The sequence below is a fragment of the Gallaecimonas zhanjiangensis genome (assembly GCF_057624825.1).
Genome location: NZ_CM172603.1, coordinates 4,157,242 through 4,174,079, shown reverse-complemented (window position 1 = coordinate 4,174,079; position 16,838 = coordinate 4,157,242). Strand labels below are relative to the sequence as shown.

Here is a 16,838-nt window from a genome sequence, read left to right as displayed (position 1 = left end):
TGCTACCCGGCAAAGCCGAACAGGCGCTGGCTGTTGGCCAAGGTTATGGCGGCCAGCGTTTGTGGGTCTTGTCGGCGGCACGCAGCAATGGTGCGGACAATGTGGGGCAAATACTGTGGTTCGTTGCGGCGGCTTTTGAGCTTGAGATCCCGGGGGATGAGATAGGGGGCGTCGGTTTCCACCAGCAGCCTGTCGTCGGGGATCATCCGCACCAACTCGCGCAGGTGCTGGCCGCGCCGCTCGTCGCAGATCCAGCCGGTAATGCCGATATAAAGGTCGAGATCCAGCCAGCCTTTGAGGGTGGCCTCATCGCCGGTAAAGCAATGAGCCACGGCGCCGGGCAGGCGGTCACGGAACTGGCGCAAAATGGCGTACTGGCGCTCGGCGGCCTCCCGCTCGTGAAGCAGCACCGGCATGGCAAGTTCGCCGGCCAGCTCAAGCTGCGCGGCAAACACCTGCTCCTGCACCGCCCTTGGGCTTAAATCGCGGAAAAAATCCAGGCCGCATTCCCCTATGGCCAGCACCTCTGGGCGCTGGGCTAATTGGCGCAGGCTGGCAATAAAGTCGGCAGGAGCCTCATCGGCATAATGGGGGTGGACACCAGCGGTGGCAAAGGCCCTTTGCGAAGAGGCCGCATAATCTGCGGCCTGGGTACTTTGCTCGACCGTGGTGCCGGTCAAAATCAGATAGTCGACCCCTTGGGCCGCGGCATCGGCCACCACTTGCTGCCGGTCGCCGTCAAAGGCGCTGTCGGTAAGGTTGATGGCGATGTCGCAGAGGGTCATTTGCTACGTACTACCCGGATGGTGCGGCCGCCTTCCTTGCTGAGATAAACGGCGCCGAACACACCTTTTTTCAGCTCGACTTTGTCGTCGGCTTTGATGCCGGAATAGCTGCTGTCGGTCTGTTTCCAGATTTGGCCGTTATCCAGTACCACTACCAGCTTGCCGTAGGGGCCTTTGTTAACCTGGGTAACGATGGCGTTGATGCTCTGCAGGGCGTCCTGGTTTTGCACCTTTTCCTCTATCCCGAAGCTGGCCACCGGATCCTCGGTTTTGGCTATCACGGTAGAGCGGCCCACGGCCTGCTCGGTGGCAGCCATATCGGGGTTGGCCTTAACCTGTTTGGCCAGGGCGTCAAAGCAGGCCAGACGCAACTCGTTGTCGCTCAGTTGGGTGCACTGGGCCAGTTTGTCCTGGATAGAGGCATTGGCGCCAAAGGCCAGGGCCAGCAGGGTCAGGTAACGCAGTTTCATTCAGAATCCTCTTCTTCGTCTGGCGCTCGGCGGCGCTTCACCAGCTTGGCCATCACCAGTCCGGACTCGAACAGCAGCCACATGGGCACGGCCAGCAGGGTTTGGGAAATCACATCCGGTGGCGTTAGCAGCATCCCCAGGGTAAAGGCCGTTACGATGATATAAGGGCGCTTTTTGGCGAGGCTCTCCACGTCGGTGGCGCCAGTGTAACAGAGCAGCACCACGGCGATGGGTATCTCAAAGGCCACACCAAATGCAAAAAACAGTTTCAGAACGAAGTCCAAATAACTGGAGATGTCGGTGGCGATGGTCACCCCCTCTGGGGCAACCGAGGTGAAAAAGGCAAAAATAACCGGGAAAACAACGTAGTAGGCAAAGGCAATGCCGGCGTAAAACAGCAGGCTGCTCATCGCCAGCAAGGGCGCTACCAGCCGCCGCTCATGCTTATAAAGCCCCGGCGCCACAAAGGCCCAGATTTGGTAGAGCACTGCTGGCATGGCCACGAAAAACGACAGCACCATGGCCAGTTTGAACGGCGCAAAGAAGGGGGAGGCCACGTCAGTGGCGATCATCGAGCTGCCGACGGGCAGTTTGCTGATCAATGGCAAGGCTAGGTGGTGATAAAGGTCTTTGGCAAAGTAGGCCATCACCACCAGTGCTAGGCCCACTGCGATCAGGGCGCGCAGGATACGGGTGCGCAGCTCCAGAAGGTGCGCAAGTAACGGCATATCACTCATGGGTCCTTGGGATCCTTGGCGTCTTTGGCCTCGGGGGCATCCTGGTAAGGCCTTTCCATTTCTTTGGCGCTGCGTTTCATGTCGTCGACGGTGTCGGCCAGCTCTTTGGGCAAATCCTTGCCCATCTGCTCGGCTTTTTTCATGCTCTCGTTGAGCTCATGGGCTTCCAGCTCGCGCTCCAGTTCGCTACGCACCTGATTGGCCATGCCCTTGACGGTGCGAACCCAGCGTCCCAGGGTGCGGGCCGCGCCGGGCAGGCGTTCCGGCCCCAGCACCACCAGGGCGATGATGCCAACCAGAACTAGCTCCCAGAAGCCAATGTCGAACATCAGACCTTATCCTTGTCAGACGGGGCCTTTTCCTCCTGTTTTTCTTCCTTGAACTGGGCGTCAGGCTTGTCTTCCAGTTTCTTTTCTTCCTCGTCGTCCTTCATGGCTTTTTTAAAGCCCTTGAAAGCCGAGCCGAGGTCGGAGCCGATATTGCGCAGTTTTTTGGTGCCGAACAGCAGCACGACGATGGCGCATACGATAAGCAATTGCCAGATACTGATATTACCCATGGAAGATCCCTACAACGTGGTTACACGATTCTAAGTAGCGCCTACTTTCGCAGCGCCTTTATCCAGGCTACCGCCGAGGCCAATGCCAAGACTACCGGTACCCATCCGTTCACTTTGCCATAAAGTATGGCGCCGCACACCAGCAGGGTTGCGGCAAGAATGCGCAAACTTTGTTTCTGTAATTGTTGCTGGTGCTGCTTTTGCTGTTGCTGGTCTCGCTGGGACTGGCGCTGTTGCCAGTCTCGGGCCAGGCGCAGGTTGTCATACAAAAGATCCGGCAGCTCCGGCAGCTTCTCGCCCCAGAACGGCAGGTTGGACTTGATATGGCGCAGCATGGCCTTGGGGCCCATCTGATCTTTGAGCCAGTCTTCCAGGAAGGGCTTGGCGGTTTTCCACAGATCCAGCTGCGGGTAAAGCTGGCGGCCCAGGCCCTCGATATAGAGCAGGGTCTTTTGCAGCAGCACCAGCTGTGGCTGCACTTCCATGTTAAAACGCCGGGCGGTGTTAAAGAGGTTCACCAGCACCTGGCCAAAGGAAATTTCCGCCAAGGGCTTTTCAAATATCGGTTCGCACACGGTGCGAATGGCTACCTCGAACTCGTCAACGCTGGTGTCAAAGGGCACCCAGCCCGAATCCACATGCAGCTCGGCCACCTTGCGATAATCCCGGTTAAAGAAAGCCACGAAGTTCTCGGCCAGGTAGCGTTTGTCCTCCTTGGCCAGGGTGCCGACGATGCCGCAGTCGATGCCGATGTACTTGGGATCCTGGGGATTTTCGTAGGCCACGAAGATGTTGCCCGGGTGCATGTCGGCGTGGAAGAACGAGTCGCGAAACACCTGGGTGAAGAATACCTCCACGCCTTTTTCGGCCAGGCGTTCAAGGTTGGTGCCGTTGGCCTTGAGGGTCTCGATATCGGCTACCGGAATGCCGTAGATGCGCTCCATCACCAACAGCCGCTTGCGGCACAAGTCCGGGTAGACCTCCGGCACATAGAGGGAGTCGGAGCCGTCGAAGTTGCGGCGCAGCTGGATGGCGTTGGCCGCTTCGCGCAGCAAATCCAGCTCGTCAAAAAGGGTCTTTTGGTACTCGCGCACCACTTCCTTGGGCTTGAGGCGGCGCCCGTCTGGCATCACCTTGGCGGCGATAGCGGCGAAGGTGCTCATCAGCTCCACATCGGCGCTCATTACCTTGCCGATACCGGGGCGGATCACCTTGAGCACCACCTCGGCGCCGGTGTCTTTGAGGCGGGCGGTGTGCACCTGGGCGATGGAGGCAGAAGCCAGGGGCTTTTCGTCAAAGTCGCTGAACCACTGCTCCAGGGGGCCGCCAAGGCTGCGCTCGATACTGGCGCGGGCTGCCTTGCCGTCAAAGGGCGGCACCTTGTCCTGCAACTTGGTGAGCTCCTGGGCGATGTCGTCCGGCATCAGGTCGCGGCGGGTAGAGAGCATCTGCCCGAACTTGATGTACACCGGGCCCAGGCTTTCCAGAGCCAGGCGCAGCCGCTCGGCGCGGGGCTTTTGCTTGTGGCGGTTGGGGATCCAAAACAGCGACAGCCGCCAAAGGCGCATGTACCAAGGCCAGAACCGGGTTGGGATCAGGTCATCAAGGCCATGGTTTAAAAAGGTTTTTAAGACTTTATAGAGTCGCAGACTGCTCATCGGTGCTCCAGCGCCGCAAGACGCCTCTCCAGGCGGGCCAGGGCGCTTTTCAGGTCGTCCACATCATCAAAGAACTGGCGCTGCTCGAGGGCATTGGGGGTTAGCCGGGATTCTTCGGTGAGCTGCTCGGCGCCCCACTGTGCAAAGCGGCCGGCACTGCCAGCCAGGCGCCGGCTGAGGCGTGCGGCGCTGCTAAACAGCAGGTGTGCCGGTACATCGCCCAGGTATTTGGCCAGTTCCCCTTCCCAGTCGATGTCGAGCTTGGCAAAGAGTTCCGAAAACTGCTTGAGCAGCATCGGATCGCCGGTCAGCTCCAGGCGCCCTTCTTTGATGGCGCGGGGCAGGTTGGCGCTGTCTTTAAGCTCTTTGATGGCGGCCACCGGCAGGGCCACCTTGGCGTCGGGGGCCGCCAGATCGCCGGTCACCAGCAGGCCGTCGTCCAGCACCACAAAACCAAGGCCAAGGTTGATGTCGGTCAGTTGCACCAGCACCGTTTTGCCGCTCAGGCGCCCCAAGCGGCGGCCGCTGGACTCATCCAGTGCCAGCAAACGGTTGGCACCGGTTTGAGCTAGGGCCTGGATAAGTTGCTTGAACGGCATCTTAGAACTTGAAGCCTCGGTGCAGGGCGACGATGCCACCGGTGAGGTTGTGGTATTCCACCTCGTCAAAACCGGCTTCGAGCATCATGCCTTTGAGGGTTTCCTGGTCCGGGTGCATGCGGATGCTCTCGGCCAGGTATTGGTAAGACTCGCTGTCGCCAGCCACCAGTTTGCCCATGGCAGGCAGTACCTTGAACGAGTAGATGTCGTAGGCCTGGGTCAGCAGCGGGTTGGCGGGCTTGGAGAACTCCAGCACCAGCAGGCGGCCACCGGGCTTGAGCACCCGTTGCATGGACTTGAGCGCCGCCAGTTTGTCGGTGACGTTACGCAGGCCAAAGGCGATGGTGATGAGGTCGAAGTGGTTGTCCGGGAAGGGCAGGCATTCGGCGTTGGCCTGGACAAAGCGCACGTTGCTGACGATGCCCATGTTGCGCAGCTTTTCCTTGCCGACATTGAGCATGGAGTCGTTGATGTCGGCCAGCACCACTTCACCGCTGTCGCCAACGATGCGGGCAAACTTGGCAGCCAGATCGCCGGTACCACCGGCCAGATCCAGCACCTTCTGGCCGGAGCGCACCCCGGAAAGGTCGATGGTAAAACGCTTCCACAACCGGTGGATGCCCATGGACATCAGGTCGTTCATTACGTCGTATTTGCCGGCCACGGAGTGGAACACCCCGGCCACCATCTTGGCTTTATCCGCCACCGGGACCGTCTTGTAGCCGAAGTCGGTGCTGTTGTTGTCTGCCATGGGCTCATCCTTTTCAAATCGCCCCTAGTGTACTTGAGCCAGCCGCCCGGCGCAGCCCTGGGCAGTGGTGAAAAACGGATTTCTGAATTTTCACTCTATCCCCACTGGCTAGGCTCGGGCCGGGTTAGCGACATTTTGACGTTTACGTAAATGGCGATTGGGTTTGACAGGGTTATTTTGATCGATAATGATACGTTTCGTATCGATAAATGATTTTATTTCGTTGTGTGGCGGGGTTGGCAGCATAAAGGCCGGTGCAACAGGCCCAGGCAGAACCGCCAGAAAACCAATAACAACAAGGGTGCCAAGTACGGCGCCGCCTTTGGGGGAAACCATGAGTTTGATAGGAATAGTGCTGTCGCTGGGGCTGCTGATGTACCTGGCGTATCGCGGCATCAGTGTGTTGATCCTGGCGCCGCTGCTGGCCATGTTGGCGGTGCTGCTGAGCGGTGAAGGCAACCAGTTACTGGGCACCTACACCCAAATCTTCATGACCGGCCTTGGCGGCTACGTCATTAAATACTTCCCGCTGTTCCTGCTGGGGGCCATTTTCGGCAAGTTGATGGACGACTCGGGCTCAGCCCGGGCCATCGCCCACGCCCTGGTGGGCAAATTGGGTGGCTCACGGGCGGTGCTGGCCATTGCCCTTGCCTGTGCGCTGTTGACCTACGGCGGCGTGTCGCTGTTTGTGGTGGGTTTTGCGGTGTTTCCCATCGCTGCGGCGCTGTTTCGTGAAGCGGATGTGCCCAAGCGGCTGATCCCCGGGGCCATCGCCATCGGCTCCTTGGGCTTTACCATGACCGCCCTGCCCGGCACCCCGGCCATTCAGAACGCTATACCCATGCCGTTTTTCGGCACCGACGCCTTTGCCGCCCCCGGCCTTGGCCTTATCGGCGCTGTGGTGATGTTTGGTTGTGGCTGGGGCTGGATGGAATACCGGGCCCGCAAGGCGCGGCTGGCTGGCGAAGGTTACGGCAGCCACCCCGACAGCCAGGAAAGCGGTTTTGATACCAGCCGCCTGCCGCCGCTGTGGGTGGCGCTGCTGCCCATCGTGCTGGTGGTGCTGGGCAACTACCTCTTTAGCAAGGTGTTGTTCCCGGCCCTTAACAACAGCTACCTGGCCGAGGCCAAGTTCGGCCACACCGAACTCAGCGCGGTGCTGGGGATCTGGTCCATCATCAGCGCGCTGCTGCTGGCCTGCTTGGCGTTGGTGGCCTTTAACTGGCGCCGCTGGGGCAACCTCAAGGAGACCCTCAACAAGGGCACCCTGGGTTCGTTGCTGCCGATTTTCAACACCGCATCGGAAGTGGGTTATGGCTCGGTGATCGCCTCTTTGGCCGCCTTCGGGGTACTCAAGGCGCTGATGCTGAACCTGTCGCCAGACAACATTTTGATCTCCGAAGCGGTGGTGGTGAACGTGCTGGCCGGCATTACCGGCTCGGCCTCTGGCGGCATGAGCATTGCCCTTAACACCATGGGCGATACCTACATGCAGCTGGCCACCCAGGCCGGGGTGTCGCCGGAGCTGCTGCACCGGGTGGCGGCCATGGCCTCTGGTGGGCTCGATACCCTGCCCCATAACGGCGCCGTGATCACCTTGCTGGCCATTTGCGGCCTGACCCACCGGCAGTCGTATCTGGATATTTTCATGGTCACCATTCCTGCGGCCCTGGCCGGCCTGGTGGTGGTGATTGGTCTTGGTAGCATGTTCGGTGCCTTCTGAGCATGTGTCAGTTGGCGCCCGGCCGGGCGCCGTAAAGGAGGGTCTTATGGCCTCAGTCGTTCTGCCCCGGGTGATGGAAGTCGGCCCCGGCGTGCTTCAAAAACTGCCCGAATTGCTGGCTACCTTTGGCTGCAAAAAGCCGCTGCTGGTGACCGACAAAATGATGGTGCAGCTCGGTTACCTCGATAAGGTGCAAACCCTGCTGGCGGCCAAAGGCATTGCCAGCGATGTCTTTGCCGACACCGTGCCCGAGCCCACCGCCGCCTCCATCCAGGCCGGGGTGGATAAGGTGCGCGCCGGCGACTTTGACGCCGTAGTGGCCCTCGGTGGCGGCAGCCCTATCGACAGCGCCAAAGCCATCGCCATCTTGGGGAAATTTGGCGGCGTCATTAACGACTACCGTTTCCCGCACCAGGTTAACGAGGCGGGGCTGCCGATTATCGCCATCCCCACCACCGCCGGCACCGGTTCGGAGGCGACCCGCTTTACCATCATCACCGATGAAAAGACCGACGAGAAATTGCTCTGCGCCGGTGTTGGCTTTATGCCGGTGGCGGCCCTGATTGATTACGAGCTGACCTTAACGGTGCCGGCCCGCACCACCGCCGACACCGGTATCGACGCCATGACCCATGCCATCGAAGCCTATGTCAGCAAGAAGGCCAGCCCCTACACCGACAGCCAGGCCCTGGCCGCCATGGGCCTGATTGGCCCGAACCTTCGCCGCGCCTACCACCAGGGCGACGATAAAGCCGCCCGCGAGGCGATGATGCTGGGCGCTAGCCTGGCCGGTATTGCCTTTTCCAACGCCTCGGTGGCGCTGGTGCACGGCATGAGCCGGCCCATCGGCGCCTTCTTCCATGTGCCCCATGGCCTGTCCAACGCCATGTTGCTGCCGGCGGTAACCGCCTGGTCCATCCCTGCTGCCGCCGAGCGTTATGCCGATTGCGCCAGGGCCCTAGGGTTTGCCCATATGGACGACCCAACCGAACTGGCCAACCAGAAATTGCTGGCAGAGCTGGTGGCCATCAACACCGAACTCAAGGTGCCGAGCCCGGCGGATTTTGGCATCGACAAAGACCGTTTCTTCGCAGTGCGCCACACCATGGCCGAGCAGGCCCTGGCCTCGGGTTCCCCCGGTAACAACCCACGGGTGCCCAGCGCCGAAGACATCGTCACCCTTTACGAACAGCTTTGGGCCTGATGCCCAGCCCCCAAGGAGATTTGCAATGACTACCATCGGACATCTCATCAACGGCCAGCCGCGCATGGACGCGGCCCGCACCCAGGACGTATTCAACCCCGCCACCGGCAAGGCCGAGAAAAAAGTGGCCCTGGCCCCCAAGGCCACGGTGGAAGAGGCCATCGCCGCCGCCCAGGCCGCTTATCCTGCCTGGCGCAACACCCCACCCATCAAGCGGGCGCGGGTGATGTTTCGCTTCAAGGAATTGCTGGAGCAGCACAGCGACAAAATTTGTGAACTCATCGGCCAGGAGCACGGCAAGATCGTCCACGACGCCGCCGGTGAATTGCAGCGCGGCATCGAGAACGTCGAGTACGCCTGCGGCGCCCCGGAGCTGTTAAAAGGCGAGTACACCAAGAACGTCGGCCCGGCCATCGACGCCTGGAGCGAGATGCAGCCGCTGGGCGTTGTCGCGGGCATTACCCCCTTTAACTTCCCGGTGATGGTGCCGCTGTGGATGTTCCCCATGGCGCTGGTGTGCGGTAACACCTTCGTGCTCAAACCCTCGGAGCGCGACCCGTCCGCCACCCTCTTTATTGGCGAGCTGTTGCAGGAAGCCGGCCTGCCAGCCGGGGTGTTCAACCTGGTCAACGGCGACAAGGAGGCGGTAGACACCCTGCTCACCGACCCACGGGTGCAAGCGGTGAGCTTTGTAGGCTCCACCCCGGTGGCCGAGTACATCTACGCCACTGCCAGCAGCCACGGCAAACGTTGCCAGGCCCTGGGCGGCGCCAAGAACCACGCCATCGTCATGCCCGACGCAGACATGGACAACGTGGTGAACTCCCTGCTGGGGGCCGCCTTTGGCTCCTCCGGCGAGCGCTGCATGGCGCTGTCGGTAGCGGTAGCGGTGGGCGACGCCGCAGCGGACACCCTGATTGAGAAAATGCAGGCCGGCATGCAGGGCCTGAAGGTCGGCGCTTACCACGACAAGCAAAACGACTTTGGCCCCGTCATCACCCGCGCCCACCAGGAAAAGGTGGTAGGCCACATCAACAGTGCCGAGGCCCAGGGGGCCAAGGTAGTGGTGGATGGCCGCAGCGTAACGGTGCCGGGCTTTGAAGAGGGCTTTTTCGTTGGCGCCACCCTGATTGACCGGGTTACCCCCGACATGGACAGCTACCAGGCCGAGATCTTCGGGCCGGTATTGCAAGTGGTGCGGGTAAACACCATGGAAGAGGCCATGGCGCTTATCAACGACCACGAGTACGGCAACGGCACCTGCATCTACACCCGCGACGGTGAGGCGGCCCGTTATTTTTCCGACAACATCCTGGTGGGCATGGTGGGTATCAACGTGCCGCTGCCGGTACCGGTGGCCTACCACAGCTTCGGCGGCTGGAAGCGTTCCCTGTTTGGTGACCTGCACGCCTACGGCCCGGACGGCGCCCGCTTCTACACCCGCCGCAAAACCATTACCCAGCGCTGGCCCTCGGCCAACGTGCGGGAAGGGGCCGAATTCTCCATGCCTACCATGAAGTAAAACCCCCGCGAGTTTTGGCCGCCTGCGGGCGGCTTTTTTTATGGGCCGCTCTCGGGTGTTGCAGGGCGGGGATGAAAACGCCACCATTAACCGACTTTTCAGGAACGCAGGTAACCCCTTGACCACAAAACGCGATAAGGGCTCGGCCATCAGCCGGGTGCTGGAGATCATCGAGCTGGTGTCCAACGCCGAGGCGCCGTTGTCGCCGGCCGATATTGCCCACGCCCTGGATATTCCCAAGCCCAGCGTGCACCGGCTGCTGGCCCAGCTCAAACAGGACGGCTTCTTGCAGATGAACCTGCGCGGCCTGTGGGAGCCGGGTAACCGCCTGTATCAGCTGAGCATGGGGGTTTGGCATGCCGACCGCTTCAAGACCTCGCGCCAGGCCATCATGCAGCGGCTGGCGGACGCGGTGCAGGAAACCTGCGGTATCTCCATCCCCAATGGCCTGGAGATGGTGTATTACGACCGGGTGCAGGCCAACTGGCCGTTGCAAATTTACCTGCCAGAAGGCAGCCACACCCCAGTGTGGTGCACTTCCTCCGGTAAGCTGTACCTGGCCTCATTGTCCAAGGCCAAGCGCCAGACGGTACTGGCCTCCCTGCCCATCAAGGCCATGACCCGCAACACCATTACCGACCTTGACGCCCTGAACGCCGAGCTGGATCGCATCGCCAAAACCGGCATCGGCACCGACGATGAAGAGTTCATCGACGGCATGGTGGCCTGCTCTGTCCCCATCAAAGACGGACGGGGCAAGCTGGTGGCCTGCCTGTATATTCATGCCCCCAAATTGCGGCTGAGCCTGGATGGGCTGCTGGCCTTTGCGCCCCAGCTGCGCCAGGCCGCAGAGGATTTAAGCCGGCTGGACGACACCGAGATATAAAAAAGGGCGCCGGTTGGCGCCCTTTTTTATGGTGTTGCCGGCGCTTCGGCCGCAGTGCCGGCCAGACCCCCGCCCAGCACCCGGTACAGGGTGACCCTGTTGCTGAGCTCGGTCAGGCGGGTGCTGATCAGCCCCTGCTGGGCGCTGTAGAGGGTGCGCTGGGCAATCAGGGCGTCCTGGAAGCTGTCGATGCCAGCCTGGTAGCGCTTAAAGGAGAGCCGGTAGCTTTGCTGGGCGGCTGCCACCAGGGCGCTTTGGGCCGCCAGTTGCTCCTCTATTGTGCCGCGCCGGGCCAGGGCGTCGGCGCTTTCCTTAAAGGCGGTTTGCACCGCGTTTTGGTAAGCGGCCAGGTATTTGTCCCGCTGGGCCTTGGTGTAGGCCAACTGGGCGCTGTTGGCACCGGCATCAAAAATGGGCAGGGTCAGGCTGGGGGCCACCGACCAGATACTGCTGGCGCCATTAAAGAGATCTGACAGCGCGTCACTGCCCACCCCGCCTTTGGCGGTCAGGCTCAGGCTCGGGAAGAACGCGGCCCTGGCCACGCCGATATTGGCGTTGGCGGCTTTTAGGTCATGCTCGGCGGCCAGCACATCGGGGCGGCTTAGCAGCACATCAGAAGAGAGCCCCGCCGGCACATCGCTCAGCCACTGGCCGTTATCTGCAAGGGCGGTGGGCAGCAGCTCTGCCGGCAGCTGTTGCCCGGCAAGGAGGTTCAGGGCGTTGATGTCCTGGGCCGCCTGGGTCTTGTAGCTGGCCACATCGGCCCGGGCACTTTGGTAAGTGGTCTCGGCGCCGGCCAGATCGACCCGCGAGTCTACCCCCATGGCCAGGCGTTTTTGGCTGATGGCCATGGTTTGCTGAGCGCTGGCGGCGGTTTGTTCGGCCAGTTTCAGCAAGGAGTGGTCGGCGGCCAAGGTCAGCCAGGCATTGGCGGCTTCACCAATCAGGCTGATCTGCGCGGCCCGCAAGGTTTCACTGCTGGAGAGGTAATTTTCCAGCTCCATCTCGCTCATGTTGCGGGCTTTGCCGAACAAGTCTATCTCGTAGCTCGACAGGCCAAGGGTGGCTTCGCTGCTGCTGGTAATGCTGCCGCTGGTGGTCTTGGCGCGGCTGGAGGAGACGCTGGCGTCCAATTCGGGGAACTGGCTGGCGTACTGGCCCTTATAAGTGGCCCTGGCCGATGCCACATCGGCCAGGGTTTCTTTTAAGGAGCGGTTGCTGGTAAGGGCCTTGGCAATCACTTGTTGCAGGCGGCTGTCGGCCACAAACTGGCGCCAGGGCAGCGTGGCGGCACTGGCGGCCTGTTGTGGCTGGCCATCGGCGGCCCCTAAGGGCAGTTTGGCCGGAATGTCCGCTGCCGGGCGCTGGTAGTCGGGGGCCAGGTTGCAGCCGGCCAACAGCAAAGGGGCTGCCAGTAATAAGGCCAGGGCGGTTTTATGGTCGGTCATGGCCTTACTCCAAGTCACTGCTGTACACCGGCTTTCTGGCCGGGAAGAAGCTACGCACCAGCACGAAGAACAGCGGCACCATAAATATGGCCAGCACCGTGGCGGTGAGGGTGCCGCCAACAATACCGGTGCCGATGGAGATGCGGCTGTTGGCGCCGGCGCCGCTGGAAAGCGCCAGAGGCAGGGTGCCGAAAATAAAGGCCAGGGAGGTCATCAAAATGGGCCGCAGCCGCAGCCTCGCCCCTTCCATGGCCGCATCAAAGGCCGATTTACCGCGCTCGTAGGCCTCTTCGGCAAACTCGACGATAAGAATGGCGTTCTTGGATGAAAGCCCAATGGTGGTGAGCAGCGCCACCTGGAAGTAGATGTCGTTTTCAAGGCCGCGCAAGGTAGCGGCCAGGGCGGCACCGATAACCCCCAGCGGGATCACCAAGATCACCGAGAACGGCACAGTCCAGCTCTCATAAAGGGCGGCCAAGCACAAAAACACCACGATGATGGACACCGTATAGAGCATCGACGCCTGGCCGCTGGATAGCTGCTCCTGGTAAGACAGGCCGCTCCAGGCGTAGCTGATAGCATGGCCCGGCAGCGCTTTGGCCAGGCGCACCATCTCGTTCATGGCTTCACCGGAGCTGACCCCGTTGCCGGAGCCTTGAAGCTCATAGGAGGCGTTGCCGTTGAAGCGGTCCAGGCTTTGTGGGCCCGAGGTCCATTTCACCGACGAGAAGGCCGAGAACGGGGTCATGGTGGTGTTGCCGTCGCTGTCGGTGCCGCGCACAAACCAGTGGCGCAGGTCGTCGGGCTTGGAGCGGTAGGGTGCATCACCCTGCACGTAGACCCGCTTGACCCTGTCCTTGTCCAGAAAGTCGTTCACATAACGGCCGGCCCAGGCGGTGGACAGGGTGTTGGTGACATTGGACAAGCTCAGCCCCAGGGCCGAGGCCTTGGCGTCGTCGATGTTGATTTTGAGCTGCGGGGTGTCGCTGATGGAGCCCTCACGCACCGAGCTTAGCAGCGGGTCCTGGCGGGCTTCGGCCAGCAGCTGGTCTCGCAGTTCGGTCAGTTGCTGGCGCGAGGTGCCGGCGTTGGCCAGCAACTGGAAGTCAAACCCGGCGCTGTGGCCCAGGCCGCGGATGGCCAGCGGTAGCATGGAAAACACCCGGGCGTCGCGGATCTTGGCCAGGTTCTTATTGGCGCGGGCCGAAATGGCGCCGGCGCTGTTCTCGCTACCGGGGCGCTGATCCCAGTTTTTGAGGGACAAGAAGCCCATGCCGGCGTTTTGGCCGCTGCCGCCGAAGCTAAAGCCCGAAATGGTGAAGATGGTGTTGATGTTGTCTTTTTCCTGGGTCAGGAAGTAATGCTCAATCTGCTTGGCCACGTCGCGGCTGCGCGACATGGACGCGCCAGTGGGCAGGTTGAACTGCACCATGGTGCTGCCCTGGTCTTCGTTGGGCAAAAAGCCGGTGGGCAGGCGTACCAGCAGCACCGCCAGGGCGGCGATCACCAAGCCGTACACCAGCATCCAGCGCACCGGTTTTTTCAGCACCTGGCCAACCCGGCCTGAGTAGCGGTCGGTCATGGCATCAAAAGTGCGGTTAAACCAGCCGAACAGGCCCTTGTGGCTATGCTCGGCGTCGGAGGGTTTGAGCAGGCTGGCACAAAGGGTGGGGCTCAGGGTCAGGGCCACGACCACCGACAGCACCATAGACGAAACGATGGTGATGGAGAACTGGCGGTAAATCACCCCGGTGGAGCCGCCGAAGAAGGCCATGGGCAGGAACACCGCCGACAGCACCACGGCAATGCCGATAAGGGCCGGGGTGATCTCTTTCATGGATTTGATGGTGGCGGCCCGTGGCGAGAGCTTGTCTTCGCGCATCACCCGCTCGACGTTCTCCACCACCACGATGGCGTCGTCTACCAACAGGCCTATCGAGAGCACCATGCCAAACATGGTCAGGGTGTTGATGGAGTAGCCGAAGATCTCCAGCACCCCGAAGGTGCCCAGCAACACCACCGGTACCGCGATGGCCGGGATCAGGGTGGCTCGCCAGTTCTGCAAGAACACGAACATGACGATGATCACCAGCACTATGGCCTCGAACAGGGTTTTGACCACCTCCTCGATAGACAGCTTGATAAAGGCGGTGCTGTCGCGGGGGAAGGCCACCTGGTATCCAGCCGGGAAGGTGCCCTTCATGCTGGCCACGGCAGCGCGAACCCGCTCGGCGGTGGTCAGGGCGTTGGCGCCGGGCGCCAGCATCACCGCCATGCCCGATGCCGGGTGGCCGTTAAGCCGTGGCGCGGCGCCGTAGTTTTCGCTGCCCATCTCTACCTTGGCCACGTCGCTGAGTTTGACGTCGGCGCCCTGGTAGTTGTGTTTAACGATGATTTTGCGGAACTGCTCCGGGGTTTGCAGCATCGACTGGGCGGTAACGGTGGCGTTCAGTTCTTGCTGGTCGGGGCTGGGCTGGCCGCCGATGCTACCGGCCGCCACCTGGGTATTCTGGGCCTCAAGGGCGCTGGTGATGTCAGACGGCATCAGCTGGTAGGCCGCCAGTTTGGTGGGGTCCAGCCAGATACGAATGGCATGTTGGGCGCCGAACACCCGCACATCGCCCACCCCTTCGAGACGGGCGATGCGGTCTTGCATGTTGGACACCAGGAAATCGGCCACGTCGTTGGAGGTGGCCTGGTCTGTGGTGTCGTACAGGGCGAAAACAATCAAGAAGTCATGCTGGGATTTGGTAACCGTTATCCCTTGCGATTGCACCGAGGTGGGCAGCCGGGAGGTTACCTGCTGCACCTTGTTCTGCACCTGTACCTGGGCGGTGTCGGCGTCGGTGCCTTGCTCGAAAACGGCAGAGATACTGGCCTGGCCGGAAGAAGAGCTGGACGAGGTGAAATACAGCAGGCCGTCGATACCGGTCAGCTGCTGCTCGAGGATCTGGGTGACGGAGTTTTCCACCGTCTTGGCGTCGGCGCCGGTGTAGGTGGCGTTGATGTTGATGGTGGGTGGCGCCACGTCAGGATATTGGGCCACCGGCAAGGTACGAATGGCAAAGAGGCCGCCCATCATGATGATGATGGCCAGCACCCAGGCAAAGACCGGGCGGTCGATAAAGAAACGGGCCAACATGGCTTAGACGCCTCCGCCGGTGCTCAAATCTAACTTCACCGGCACGGTTTTTACCTGCTGGTTGGGCTGGACCTTGTCGGTGCCTTCGACGATAAGCGTATCGCCATCTTTCAGGCCGCTTTGGATAACCCACTGATTACCCATGGGCTGGCCGGTAACCACCTGGCGGCGTTCCACCTTGCCACTGGCGCCGACGACCCAGGCGTGGGCACTGCCGTCGTTGTCGCGGATAACCCCTTGCTGGGGCGCCAGAATGCCGTTGTCCTGGCGGGCTTCGGCAAGGGTGGCCCGCACGAACATGCCGGGCAGCAGCAGGCCGTCGGGGTTGGGGAAGGTGGCCCGCAGGGTAACCGAGCCGGTGGCCTGGTTAACCGCCACTTCCTTGAATTCCAGCTTGCCCTGGTGGGGGTAAGTGCGGCCGTCTTCCAAGGTCAGCGATACCTGGGCGTTGCGCTGGGCGATGCCGCCCTTGGCCAGCAGGTCGCGCAGCTCCAGCAGCTCCTTGGAAGACTGGGTAAGGTCAACGTAAATGGGGTCCAGGGCGCGAATGGTGGCCAGCGCCGTGGTCTGGTCGGCGGTCACCAGGGCGCCGGCAGTGACGCTGGAAATACCGATATGGCCGCTGATGGGGGCCTTGACCTGGGTGCGATCGAGGTCGATTTTGGCGCTGTCCAGGGCGGCCTGGTAGCGGGCTACGCTGGCCTTGGCTTGCAGGTAGGCAGCGTGGGCGTCGTCGGCGTCCTGTTTGGATACCCCCTGGTCTTTCACCAGGTCCTGATAGCGGTTGTCCTTGAGCTGGGCCGAGTTGAGGGTGGCTTCGGCATCCAGGAGATCGGCCTTGGCCTGGTTGTAGGCGGCCTGGTAGCTGGCCGGGTCAATCTGGTAGAGCAGGTCACCTTTTTTGACCTCGCTGCCTTCCACGAAGCGGCGCTCCTGGACGATGCCGCTCACCTGAGGGCGGATCTCGGCGCTCAACGACGCCACGGTGCGCCCCTGCAACTGAGTGGTCAGGGCGATGGGGGCGGCCTTGAGGGTCACCACACCGACCTCGGTCTCGGTCTTATGGGCGGTCTTGGCGGCGGAATTGGCGTCCTGGCAGGCTGCCAGGGCGCAGGCCAGTGCCAGCAGGCCGGACCTTAACATCAGTTTTTTCATAGGATGACTGCTACTTCTATGCGCGACGGCACCATTTTCCAAGGTGAGGCCTATCTTGCCTATTGGTCCTTGGTTTAGGGGTAAAACCGTGTAAAGAAACGTATGGCAATCTTTGCCGGATGTTTTCAATGTATACGCTGGCCTTAAGACCAGCTTAAGGGCTAGCACTTTGGTCGCTTTTGGCTTGCCGTTGGTGGCT

16 protein-coding genes are annotated in these 16,838 nt (G+C 61.4%); 4 read left to right on the top strand and 12 right to left on the bottom strand.

Annotated elements, in window-relative coordinates; translation table 11 throughout:
* Positions 1-2: 2 nt before the first annotated feature.
* The 9 genes from AC22G1_RS19710 to AC22G1_RS19670 form a co-directional block, all read right to left on the bottom strand.
* The gene (locus tag AC22G1_RS19710) at positions 3-785 is read right to left on the bottom strand and encodes a TatD family hydrolase (protein WP_487314867.1); all 783 of its coding nucleotides are present in this window, start codon (positions 783-785) and stop codon (positions 3-5) included.
* The gene (locus AC22G1_RS19705; RefSeq protein WP_487314866.1) at positions 782-1,255 is read right to left on the bottom strand and encodes a hypothetical protein; all 474 of its coding nucleotides are present in this window, start codon (positions 1,253-1,255) and stop codon (positions 782-784) included. The genes AC22G1_RS19710 and AC22G1_RS19705 overlap by 4 nt, the downstream gene beginning before the upstream one ends.
* Entirely contained in the window at positions 1,252-1,992 is a 741-nt protein-coding gene (tatC, locus tag AC22G1_RS19700) for a twin-arginine translocase subunit TatC (RefSeq protein ID WP_487314865.1), read from the bottom strand. Before tatC ends, AC22G1_RS19705 begins: the two co-directional genes overlap by 4 nt.
* Positions 1,989-2,321 carry a Sec-independent protein translocase protein TatB gene (gene tatB / locus AC22G1_RS19695; protein WP_487314864.1) on the bottom strand — a complete coding sequence of 111 codons (333 nt, stop codon included), beginning with the start codon at positions 2,319-2,321 and terminating at the stop codon, positions 1,989-1,991. Before tatB ends, tatC begins: the two co-directional genes overlap by 4 nt.
* Positions 2,321-2,551: a Sec-independent protein translocase subunit TatA gene (tatA, locus tag AC22G1_RS19690; protein ID WP_487314863.1), complete on the bottom strand. Its 231-nt coding sequence runs from the start codon at positions 2,549-2,551 to the stop codon at positions 2,321-2,323. The genes tatB and tatA overlap by 1 nt, the downstream gene beginning before the upstream one ends.
* Before the next feature lie 41 nt (positions 2,552-2,592).
* Complete coding sequence (gene ubiB, locus AC22G1_RS19685) at positions 2,593-4,209, bottom strand: ubiquinone biosynthesis regulatory protein kinase UbiB (protein ID WP_487314862.1); 1,617 nt, start codon at positions 4,207-4,209, stop codon at positions 2,593-2,595.
* Entirely contained in the window at positions 4,206-4,808 is a 603-nt protein-coding gene (locus AC22G1_RS19680) for a ubiquinone biosynthesis accessory factor UbiJ (RefSeq protein WP_487314861.1), read from the bottom strand. The genes ubiB and AC22G1_RS19680 overlap by 4 nt, the downstream gene beginning before the upstream one ends.
* 1 nt (position 4,809) lies before the next feature.
* Entirely contained in the window at positions 4,810-5,559 is a 750-nt protein-coding gene (gene ubiE / locus AC22G1_RS19675) for a bifunctional demethylmenaquinone methyltransferase/2-methoxy-6-polyprenyl-1,4-benzoquinol methylase UbiE (RefSeq protein WP_487314860.1), read from the bottom strand.
* Positions 5,560-5,667: 108 nt separating this feature from the next.
* Positions 5,668-5,895: a hypothetical protein gene (locus tag AC22G1_RS19670; protein WP_487314859.1), complete on the bottom strand. Its 228-nt coding sequence runs from the start codon at positions 5,893-5,895 to the stop codon at positions 5,668-5,670.
* Here AC22G1_RS19670 and AC22G1_RS19665 point away from each other — a divergent pair.
* The 4 genes from AC22G1_RS19665 to AC22G1_RS19650 all read left to right on the top strand — a co-directional run bounded on the left by AC22G1_RS19665 (position 5,894) and on the right by AC22G1_RS19650 (position 10,894).
* Positions 5,894-7,282, top strand: coding sequence for a GntP family permease (locus tag AC22G1_RS19665; protein WP_487314858.1), 1,389 nt, complete (start codon positions 5,894-5,896; stop codon positions 7,280-7,282). The genes AC22G1_RS19670 and AC22G1_RS19665 overlap by 2 nt on opposite strands.
* A 46-nt stretch (positions 7,283-7,328) precedes the next feature.
* A complete protein-coding gene (locus tag AC22G1_RS19660; protein ID WP_487314857.1) occupies positions 7,329-8,486 on the top strand; it encodes an iron-containing alcohol dehydrogenase in 1,158 nt (385 codons plus the stop codon).
* 25 nt (positions 8,487-8,511) lie between these two features.
* Positions 8,512-10,008, top strand: a complete 1,497-nt coding sequence (locus AC22G1_RS19655; RefSeq protein WP_487314856.1) for a CoA-acylating methylmalonate-semialdehyde dehydrogenase — start codon at positions 8,512-8,514, stop codon at positions 10,006-10,008.
* A gap of 118 nt (positions 10,009-10,126) precedes the next feature.
* Complete coding sequence (locus tag AC22G1_RS19650) at positions 10,127-10,894, top strand: IclR family transcriptional regulator (protein ID WP_487314855.1); 768 nt, start codon at positions 10,127-10,129, stop codon at positions 10,892-10,894.
* Between the two features lie 26 nt (positions 10,895-10,920).
* On the opposite strand, the gene AC22G1_RS19645 is transcribed toward AC22G1_RS19650, so the two are convergent.
* Genes AC22G1_RS19645 through AC22G1_RS19635 form a run of 3 tightly spaced genes read right to left on the bottom strand, consistent with a single transcriptional unit; the run spans position 10,921 to position 16,627 of the window.
* Entirely contained in the window at positions 10,921-12,342 is a 1,422-nt protein-coding gene (locus tag AC22G1_RS19645; protein WP_487314854.1) for an efflux transporter outer membrane subunit, read from the bottom strand.
* Positions 12,343-12,346: 4 nt separating this feature from the next.
* Positions 12,347-15,484 (bottom strand): efflux RND transporter permease subunit, encoded by a 3,138-nt coding sequence (locus AC22G1_RS19640; RefSeq protein WP_487314853.1) that lies wholly within the window; start codon positions 15,482-15,484, stop codon positions 12,347-12,349.
* 3 nt (positions 15,485-15,487) lie between these two features.
* Entirely contained in the window at positions 15,488-16,627 is a 1,140-nt protein-coding gene (locus tag AC22G1_RS19635; RefSeq protein WP_487314852.1) for an efflux RND transporter periplasmic adaptor subunit, read from the bottom strand.
* Positions 16,628-16,838 lie beyond the last annotated feature (211 nt).

Coding starts and splice junctions, on each gene's coding strand:
- AC22G1_RS19710 (WP_487314867.1), bottom strand. CDS start 785: ATGACCCTCTGCGACATCGCCATCAACCTTACCGACAGCGCCTTTGAC.
- ubiE (WP_487314860.1), bottom strand. CDS start 5,559: ATGGCAGACAACAACAGCACCGACTTCGGCTACAAGACGGTCCCGGTG.
- AC22G1_RS19660 (WP_487314857.1), top strand. CDS start 7,329: ATGGCCTCAGTCGTTCTGCCCCGGGTGATGGAAGTCGGCCCCGGCGTG.
- AC22G1_RS19640 (WP_487314853.1), bottom strand. CDS start 15,484: ATGTTGGCCCGTTTCTTTATCGACCGCCCGGTCTTTGCCTGGGTGCTG.
- AC22G1_RS19655 (WP_487314856.1), top strand. CDS start 8,512: ATGACTACCATCGGACATCTCATCAACGGCCAGCCGCGCATGGACGCG.
- tatC (WP_487314865.1), bottom strand. CDS start 1,992: ATGAGTGATATGCCGTTACTTGCGCACCTTCTGGAGCTGCGCACCCGT.
- AC22G1_RS19645 (WP_487314854.1), bottom strand. CDS start 12,342: ATGACCGACCATAAAACCGCCCTGGCCTTATTACTGGCAGCCCCTTTG.
- AC22G1_RS19705 (WP_487314866.1), bottom strand. CDS start 1,255: ATGAAACTGCGTTACCTGACCCTGCTGGCCCTGGCCTTTGGCGCCAAT.
- AC22G1_RS19635 (WP_487314852.1), bottom strand. CDS start 16,627: ATGTTAAGGTCCGGCCTGCTGGCACTGGCCTGCGCCCTGGCAGCCTGC.
- tatA (WP_487314863.1), bottom strand. CDS start 2,551: ATGGGTAATATCAGTATCTGGCAATTGCTTATCGTATGCGCCATCGTC.
- AC22G1_RS19670 (WP_487314859.1), bottom strand. CDS start 5,895: ATGGTTTCCCCCAAAGGCGGCGCCGTACTTGGCACCCTTGTTGTTATT.
- AC22G1_RS19665 (WP_487314858.1), top strand. CDS start 5,894: ATGAGTTTGATAGGAATAGTGCTGTCGCTGGGGCTGCTGATGTACCTG.
- AC22G1_RS19680 (WP_487314861.1), bottom strand. CDS start 4,808: ATGCCGTTCAAGCAACTTATCCAGGCCCTAGCTCAAACCGGTGCCAAC.
- ubiB (WP_487314862.1), bottom strand. CDS start 4,209: ATGAGCAGTCTGCGACTCTATAAAGTCTTAAAAACCTTTTTAAACCAT.
- tatB (WP_487314864.1), bottom strand. CDS start 2,321: ATGTTCGACATTGGCTTCTGGGAGCTAGTTCTGGTTGGCATCATCGCC.